Below are 839 nucleotides of genomic sequence, written 5' to 3'. Positions count from 1 at the left end.
GCGGATATTATTAACTATAATGAAAACACAATAAGTATTTACAACGCTTATGCCCTTGCTAGAGCAAGTATTGTAAATATAAAACAGAATCTTGTTTTTGCTTTTTGCTATAATATCGCTTTTATTCCTTTGGCAATGGGTGTGCTTGGGGGATTTGATATTTTTTTACACCCTATGTTTTGTGCTTTTGCGATGAGCCTATCAAGCCTTAGCGTAGTAGCAAATGCAGCAAGACTAAAAAACTTTAAATGTATAGAATCTCAAAATAGAATCTAAGGAGCAAAAATGAGATTGGAGCTAAATGTGAGTGGAATGCGTTGTGGTAAATGCGTAGATAAGATTGAAAAATTTGTAGGCGAGATTGAAGGTATTAGCCTTGTTGATGTGAATTTGCAAGATTCTAAGGTTATAGTAGAGTTTGAATCTCCAGCTACACAAGAGCTTATCACGGAGGCTATTCTTGATACAGGGTTTGAAGTAGAATAGGTAAGGGATTTTAAGCTTTATGCGAACATTTTTTGACTTTTTTAAAAAATATATTCCCTATATTCAAGGGCATACATTTTCATTTATTATCGCTATTAGTGCTTCACTTGTAGTTGCTGCCTGCACAGCGGGGATTGCCTATCTCATTGAGCCACTTTTAGATACCTTGCAGGGTAAAACGCCACGAGCTACGCCATTTTTTAGCTTTGAAGAATTAGCACAAGATGACAAGATGGCATTAGCTATGATGCTTATGATTATCGGCGTGTATTTTGGTAAATCTGTGGGGACATATATCCAAACATATTTTATGAATCTTATTGGGCAGGACATTGTGCGGCAACTCCGCCGAT

At 36.5% G+C, this 839-nt stretch carries 3 protein-coding genes; all 3 read left to right on the top strand.

Translation table 11 applies throughout. From position 1 onward, the window contains the following. On the top strand, positions 1-276 hold a 276-nt coding region (locus HCCG_RS11410; protein ID WP_002957707.1), incomplete at its 5' end, for a hypothetical protein. Between the two features lie 9 nt (positions 277-285). Then, positions 286-486 (top strand): copper ion binding protein, encoded by a 201-nt coding sequence (locus HCCG_RS11405; protein ID WP_002957706.1) that lies wholly within the window; start codon positions 286-288, stop codon positions 484-486. A 19-nt stretch (positions 487-505) separates the two neighbouring features. Next, the coding region (locus tag HCCG_RS11400; protein ID WP_002957705.1) for an ABC transporter transmembrane domain-containing protein at positions 506-839 on the top strand (334 nt) is incomplete at its 3' end.

It is taken from the genome of Helicobacter cinaedi CCUG 18818 = ATCC BAA-847 (assembly GCF_000155475.1).
Taxonomy (GTDB): Bacteria; Campylobacterota; Campylobacteria; order Campylobacterales; family Helicobacteraceae; genus Helicobacter_C; species Helicobacter_C cinaedi.
Note: the sequence above shows the minus strand (reverse complement) of the source record. Positions and strands in the feature narration are given on the sequence as shown.

Excerpts from the sequence above, each read along its gene's own strand:
- HCCG_RS11405 (WP_002957706.1), top strand. The coding sequence starts at position 286 with ATGAGATTGGAGCTAAATGTGAGTGGAATGCGTTGTGGTAAATGCGTA.